Here is a 6,176-nt window from a genome sequence, read left to right as displayed (position 1 = left end):
GGCGATGGCACTGATTTGCGGGACGCCGACACCGGCGACGATACGGGTGGTGCAGATCGAGCCTGGGCCGATACCGACCTTGACTGCGTCAGCGCCGGCTTCGGCCAGGGCCTTGGCGGCAGCGCCGGTGGCGATGTTGCCGCCGATGACCTGCACTTCAGGGAAGTTCTGCTTGACCCAGCGAACGCGGTCGATCACACCTTTGGAGTGACCGTGGGCAGTGTCGACCACCACCACGTCAACACCGGCATGGACCAGGGCAGCTACACGGTCACCGGTGTCTTTACCGGTACCGACTGCAGCGCCAACGCGCAGACGACCTTGATCGTCCTTGCTGGCCAGCGGATAAGCCTTGGCTTTTTCGATGTCGTTGACAGTCATCATGCCTTTGAGGGCAAATTTGTCGTCGACGATCAGCACGCGCTCGATGCGGTGCTTGTGCAGCAATTCACGCACATCGTTCTTGTTGGCGCCTTCCTTGACCGTGACCAGACGCTCTTTAGGCGTCATCACTTCACGGACGCTGACGTCCATGCGGTTTTCGAAACGCACGTCACGGGAAGTGACGATGCCGACCAGGTCGCCATCGTGCAGTACCGGAACGCCGGAGATGTTGTGCAGGCGGGTCAGTTCGAACAGTTCACGCACCGTGGCATCGGCCTCGATGGTGATCGGGTCCTTGACCACACCGGCTTCGTAACGCTTGACCTTGCGCACTTCGGCAGCTTGCTGCTCGATGGTCATGTTCTTGTGGATGATGCCGATGCCACCTTCCTGAGCCATGGCGATTGCCAGACGGGCTTCAGTAACGGTGTCCATAGCGGCGGAAACCAGTGGAATATTCAGCTCGATGCCACGGGTAAGGCGGGTCTTGAGACTGACTTCGTTAGGAAGCACCTCGGAATAACCGGGCACTAGGAGAATGTCGTCGAATGTCAGAGCTTCTTGGCTGATACGCAGCATCGCGGGGGCTCCCGAGCGGGAAAATGGAAGCGCGCCATTATAGTCAGACACCCCCTCGGGTTCAATGTAAAACTCTGTCTATTATTGGCATTACTGACATACGGAGAAACATTGTCCCCCGTAGGGGACCGACGCCGGCATTTAGAGTTCGACTTTGACCCAACTCACGGGCTGATCCAGCCAATCGGCAAACTCTTCGATAAAGTCCTGCTTGAACCCGGCCTCGAGCCAATTGTTGAAGATGAACCCCAGGTTGGAAAAGCCGCATTCCTGCAAAAACAGAAAGCCGTTGATGTCGTCTTCATGCCCGCACTCAGGGCAGGTGAAGTTATCGGTGCGCCCCGGCATCCAGTCTTCCAGGCTTTCGAACAGCGCTTCACCGATCTCCTTACGGCACTCGGCGCAGCCGGCTTCTTCGAGAAAACCCTTGGCCGGTGTATAGATGCAACGCTTGGTGATGATCTCCAGGCCATTGATCGGCTCGCCGAACGGCAGCGCTTCAGGGTGCAGGACCACGGCGCGGGCGCCGTCGGCGATGGCGTGGGCCATGTGATTGCCGGTGCGGCCACAGGTGGTCAGCTCTTCTTTAATAATGTTCTTGCGCACCAGCCACCGCACGACCGCCCGGGCCCGGGGTTCGTGTACCGGCAGTGTGGAGATTTTCGGGACGATGATGCTTTGCGAATTCATGGTGCAAGCCTACTGCGTCAAAGGGATGTTGCTGCGGTGCGCCGATTGTCAGGGCGGCCGGCAGCTTAATCCCTGACGAAATCCGGTCAAGTGCTCAAATAACGCCCGATCAAGGCAATCCCGCTGGCCAGCACCAGCCAGGTCACCAACCGCACGAAAGCCTCGCGGGACAACTTCATGATCAATCGCCGACCGATCCACAGCCCCAGCGCCATCGCCGGCAACAAACACAGCGCCAATACCAACAAGGGTAGCTTGGCATACACACCGGCGACGGCAAACAGGCTCAAACGCACCACGGTGCTGCAACTGATCAGCGCACTCTGGGTGGCTCGGGCCTCATCCTTGGGTAAGCGACTGTTCAAATAGATCGCATATAGAAAGCCGCCGCTGCCAAACAGCGCCCCGAACATCCCGCCCACCGTGCCCATCGGCACCGCCCACCCGGCGGATAATTGTGTCGGACGGGTTTTGATCCACAGGCTGTAAATCGCATAGGCGCTGATAAACAGCCCCATCAATAGCAGCAATACATCGGATTTCAGGTTCAGCAGAAAAATCACCCCCAACGTGCAACCCACCGCCATGCACGGCAGCAGTCGCAGCAATTCGGACCGCTCTACATCTCGGCGCGAGGGCAGCAGATTGCCGAACGCGGCGACGAAATCCAGCAGCACCAGCAGCGGCACGATTTTCGACAGCGGCATGAACAGAATCAGAATCGGCCCCGCCACCAGCGCGGTGCCAAAACCGGCAATGCCGAACACGATGTAGGCCAGGGCAACACCCAATCCGATCACCAACTTGCGTTACTTCGTGGAAATCGCCGAGAGCGGCAGCTTCAGCGCAGCGGCCGAACGACTGTTTATTGCTCAGTCAGCCTTGAGCCGGCAGATCAAGGACATGGAAACCCGCCTGCAAACGCCACTGTTCGAACGAACCGCCCGCCAGCCCCGCCTGACGTCAGCGGGTGAAGCCTTTTTGCCTCGGGCCAGAAACCTGCTGAACGAACTGACCAAGGCCAGCGAAATGGCCACTCAAGTGGGCACCGGTCAACTGGGCGTCTTGCGCCTGAGCCATTCCAGCACCGTGCCCATGAGTGGTCGACTGCTGCGCGGCATCAGCGTTTATCTGGATCTGCATGCCGGGGTGTCGATGGACATCGTCAAGCTGTCCTCGGAAGCACAACTGGAAGAATTGGCCGAAGGTCGCCTGGATGTGGGTCTGTTGCGCCTGCCGGTGCTGCGCCAGCGTGAAGGGGTGCAGATTGTTCCGCTGTACAGCGAGCGTCTGTTGTTGGCAGTGCCGCCGAATCATCGGCTGGCTGTGGAAAAGTCCGCACACGGCATCGATCTGGCACAGTTGAAGGATGAAGCGTTTATTTCCATCCCTCATCCACAGCGCGGCGGTCTGAGCTATCTATCTGCCGAGCTGTGCATGCGCCAAGGGTTCTTTCCCCGGGCGGCTCGGGTGGTGTCACGCAAAACCACGCAACTGCAATTGATCCAGGCCGGGTTCGGCATCGCGCTGTTACCGGAATCGATGCAGGACATTGCGCCGCCGGACATCCATTTTCTCCCCTTGGCCGATCCGGATTGCCACAGCACCGTCGCCCTCGCCTGCCGGCAAGATCCCACCGCGCTGGTTCAGCAATTCGTTGAACACTTCACCCGGCTGCCGTAAGCAAACCTGTGGGGAGCGACCTGTGGCGAGGGGGCTCCCACAGGGGATTTTCGCCGGATCATGGAGATTGATCGCCGAATGCCTTTAAACTGCGCCCCATGATTAAAGATCCCTTTGCAAGACTCGGCCTGGACCGGGAAGTCCTGACTGTCAGCCAGCTCAACGGCCGCGCGCGGGTGTTGCTCGAAGACGTGTTCAGCAACATCTGGGTCGAAGGCGAAATCTCCAACCTCGCCCGCCCGGCGTCCGGCCATGTGTACTTCACCCTCAAGGACAGCGGCGCCCAGGTGCGTTGCGCACTGTTCCGGCAGAACGCCGCGCGGGTTCGCCAGGCGCTGAAGGATGGCCTGGCGGTCAAGGTTCGTGGCAAGGTTTCGCTGTTTGAAGGCCGTGGTGACTACCAACTGATTCTCGACACCGTGGAGCCGGCTGGTGACGGCGCCCTGCGTCTGGCCTTCGATGCTTTGAAGGAAAAACTCAGCGCCGAAGGCCTGTTCAGTGCCGAACGCAAAGTGCCGCTGCCGGCGCACCCGCAACGCATCGGCATCATCAGTTCACCCACCGGCGCGGTGATCCGCGACATCATCAGTGTGTTCCGCCGCCGTGCGCCGCAGGTGCAACTGACGCTGATCCCTACCGCCGTACAAGGTCGCGAAGCCACTGCGCAAATTGTCCGCGCGCTGAAACTGGCGGACGCCCGTGGTTTCGATGCGTTGATCCTGGCCCGTGGCGGCGGCTCGCTGGAAGACCTCTGGTGTTTCAACGAAGAAGCCGTGGCCCGCGCCGTGGATGCCTGCGTGACGCCGATCGTCAGCGCCGTCGGCCATGAAACCGACGTATCGATCAGTGACTTTGTCGCCGACGTTCGCGCGCCGACGCCGTCCGCCGCCGCCGAACTGCTGGCGCCTGACTCCAGCGATCTGGTGCGTCGAGTCGAAAGCCTGCATCGACGACTGGTGATGCGCATGCGTGACCGCTTGATGCGCGATCGGCTGCGTCTGGAAGGCATCTCTCGGCGCTTGCGCCATCCCGGCGAACGCCTGCGTCAGCAAGCGCAACGCCTGGATGATCTGGACATGCGCCTGCGCCGCGCTTTCGAACGTAGCCTCAACACCCGTCGCGAGCGCTTGATCCGCCTGGAAACCCGCCTCGCCGGGCAACATCCCGGGCGACAACTGGCGATGCTTCGCCAGCGCCTCGACAGCCTCGCCGAGCGCCTGCCCCGGGCCATGCGCGAAGGGCTTAAATCCCGTCGCCTGCAACTGCAAAGTCAGATGCAGACGCTGCATGTGGTCAGCCCGTTGGCGACCCTCGCTCGTGGCTACAGCATTCTGCTGGACGAGCGCGGCAACGCGATCCGCAGCGCCGCGCAAACCCACACCGRCCAGCGCCTGAAAGCCAAACTCGGCGACGGCGAACTGCAAGTGCGGGTCGAAGACAATCACCTGACGCCTGTCACCCTTTCTTTACTGGATTGATCCATGCCGCGCTTTTTTGCTCCATTGCTGTTGCTGTGCCTGACCTTCAACGCCCACGCCGACAGTTACATCACCCGCCTGTTGAACAAACCGGTGCCGGGCGGCGTGGCAGTGGTTGATCTGGGCAGCTCCGCCCAGGCGCCGAAAGCCAGTTATCAAGGCAAACCCGTATTGGTGGTCAAAGAGCAGAACAACTGGCTGGCCATCGTCGGCGTGCCGCTGACGGTCAAACCGGGCAGCCAGTCGCTGAGCAGCGGTGGTCGCAACCTGAGCTTCACCGTCGGCAACAAGAAATACCCGGAACAGCACATCACCCTGAAGAATAYGCAGCAGGTCAATCCGAACCCGGCGAATCTCAAGCGCATCGAGGGCGAGTTGGCCGAGCAGATCCAGGCTTACCGCAGTTTCAGCCCGAATACCCCGAGCAACCTGTTGCTGGACAAACCAGTCGATGGGCCGCTGTCGAGCAAGTTCGGCGTGCGCCGCTTTTTCAATGGCGAAGAGCGTAATCCCCATGCGGGCCTCGACTTTGCCGTACCCGCCGGCACGCCGATCAAAACCCCGGCCGCCGGCAAGGTAATCCTGATCGGGAATTACTTCTTCAACGGCAATACGGTGTTCGTCGACCACGGTCAGGGCTTTATCAGCATGTTCTGCCACATGTCGAAGATCGACGTGAAAGTCGGCCAGCAACTGGCGCGTGGTGAGGTGGTCGGGAAAGTCGGCTCAACTGGCCGCGCGACCGGACCGCATATGCACTGGAACGTCAGCTTGAACGATGCGCGGGTGGACCCGGCGATTTTCATTGGTGCGTTTCAGCCATAAGCAGTGGTTGAGGCAGATGGCCTCTTCGCGGGCAGGCCCGCGAAGACGGCCTGAGCATCACCGAAACCCGCAGGCAAACCGAACACTCTCAACCCACTCAACCCCTCTTCTATCGATTGCGCATGGCTGAGACACTGCGCAAGCGACAAAACGATCCTGCTTCTTACGAGCAATAAAATCTCGCAAAAACCCGCTTTTCGAGTATTCCTCTCAAAGTTTTTCGACTGCTTGCCATCCTTTCCCCCCGCGGTTAGGGTTGAAGGCATGAAAACCTCTCACACCCTCATTCAGCTCCGCCAGCACCGCAGCCTGTGCCTCGTCAGTGCACGACTGCCAGGCTGAATCGCGGTGCCTCGTCTGATGCTTTACCAGAACATTTGATCCACCGGCAGGCCGCCTTTTTTCGGCCCACACAATAAGGATTTTCCAATGAGCATGCTCAAAGACCCGTCTTCGAAATACCGCGCGTTCCCGACCATCAACCTGCCGGATCGCACCTGGCCATCGAAGACCATCACTGCAGCGCCGATCTGGTGC

6 protein-coding genes are annotated in these 6,176 nt (G+C 60.1%); 3 read left to right on the top strand and 3 right to left on the bottom strand.

The genetic code is table 11. The annotated features are described in order from the left end of the window. The 3 genes from guaB to AC1DLB_RS24515 form a co-directional block, all read right to left on the bottom strand. Positions 1-963: IMP dehydrogenase (gene guaB, locus AC1DLB_RS24525; protein WP_477785794.1), on the bottom strand; the 963-nt coding region annotated here is incomplete at its 3' end. 141 nt (positions 964-1,104) lie between these two features. Continuing rightward, positions 1,105-1,653: a sugar ABC transporter ATPase gene (locus AC1DLB_RS24520; RefSeq protein ID WP_477743271.1), complete on the bottom strand. Its 549-nt coding sequence runs from the start codon at positions 1,651-1,653 to the stop codon at positions 1,105-1,107. Positions 1,654-1,739: 86 nt separating this feature from the next. Further along, entirely contained in the window at positions 1,740-2,456 is a 717-nt protein-coding gene (locus tag AC1DLB_RS24515; protein ID WP_477785793.1) for a sulfite exporter TauE/SafE family protein, read from the bottom strand. Between AC1DLB_RS24515 and AC1DLB_RS24510 the strand changes: the two genes are divergently transcribed. The 3 genes from AC1DLB_RS24510 to AC1DLB_RS24500 all read left to right on the top strand — a co-directional run bounded on the left by AC1DLB_RS24510 (position 2,449) and on the right by AC1DLB_RS24500 (position 5,639). Next, positions 2,449-3,336, top strand: a complete 888-nt coding sequence (locus tag AC1DLB_RS24510) for a LysR family transcriptional regulator (RefSeq protein ID WP_477785795.1) — start codon at positions 2,449-2,451, stop codon at positions 3,334-3,336. The two genes, AC1DLB_RS24515 and AC1DLB_RS24510, sit on opposite strands and share 8 nt — an antisense overlap. 98 nt (positions 3,337-3,434) lie before the next feature. Further along, entirely contained in the window at positions 3,435-4,814 is a 1,380-nt protein-coding gene (gene xseA, locus AC1DLB_RS24505) for an exodeoxyribonuclease VII large subunit (protein ID WP_477785792.1), read from the top strand. Between the two features lie 3 nt (positions 4,815-4,817). Beyond that, on the top strand, positions 4,818-5,639 hold the full coding sequence (locus AC1DLB_RS24500) for a peptidoglycan DD-metalloendopeptidase family protein (RefSeq protein ID WP_477785791.1): 822 nt from the start codon (positions 4,818-4,820) through the stop codon (positions 5,637-5,639). Positions 5,640-6,176 lie beyond the last annotated feature (537 nt).

The organism is Pseudomonas sp. 05N434, assembly GCF_056396965.1.
The sequence above is the reverse complement of the archived record's forward strand: the minus strand, read 5'-3'. Positions and strand labels throughout refer to the sequence as shown.

What these genes read in the sequence shown, in the direction of transcription:
- AC1DLB_RS24520 (WP_477743271.1), bottom strand. Translation starts at nt 1,653, where the DNA reads ATGAATTCGCAAAGCATCATCGTCCCGAAAATCTCCACACTGCCGGTA.